General features: G+C 47.6%; 1 protein-coding gene. It reads right to left on the bottom strand.

Features of this window, described 5'->3' with window-relative positions; translation table 11 throughout:
- On the bottom strand, positions 1-834 hold an 834-nt coding region (locus R7Q46_RS26070; RefSeq protein ID WP_318078068.1), incomplete at both ends, for an aldehyde dehydrogenase family protein.

Raw genomic sequence — 834 nt, 5'->3', positions numbered from 1 at the left:
CAAAATTACAGGCTCCATAAAGCGCCCTGCGAGCTTTTGAGGACGGTTAGCAATTGTAGCCCCCTCTTGTAACGCCTGATCAATAACAGCCTCCAGACGATGCTTAGAAGCCATGGTGATCACAGGCCCAACTGTCACACCAGACTCCAAGCCATTCCCAACATTTAGCTCCATCATTTTCGCGAGCACTTTTTCCATAAAGCGCTCTTTGACATTTTGATGTACATATAAACGGTTTGTACACACGCACGTTTGCCCTGCATTACGGAACTTAGACGCTATAAGCCCATCAGCAGCTAATTCCAAATCAGCATCCTCAAAAACAATAAACGGAGCGTTACCTCCAAGTTCCATCGATACCGCTTTAACAGTTTCACTAGCCTGCTTCATCAAAATTTTGCCGACGCGAGTCGAACCCGTAAATGAAATCTTCTTGATCCTAGGATCCATCGATAACACCTGACCAAACTCAGCGGCCTGTTCAGAAATAACAACAGGTAAAAGCGGCTTAGGGATACCAGCCTGATACGCAAGTTCAACAACCGCTAGTGCGGTCAGAGGGGTCAACTCGGACGGTTTGATGATCATCCCACACCCAGCAGCTAACGCAGGTGCCGCTTTTCGTGTGATCATAGCAATAGGGAAATTCCACGGTGTAATCGCAGCACACACGCCTACAGGCTGTTTAATTGTAGATAAACGTCTATCTACAGCAGGAGCTGGGATAACTTCGCCATAAGCTCGTTTAGCCTCTTCTGCAAACCACTCTACAAAAGATGCCCCGTAGCTCACTTCCCCGCGGCTTTCAGACAATGGTTTGCCCTGTTCCAATGT

Source organism: Vibrio sp. 811 (genome assembly GCF_033339195.1).
The sequence above is the reverse complement of the archived record's forward strand: the minus strand, read 5'-3'. Positions and strand labels throughout refer to the sequence as shown.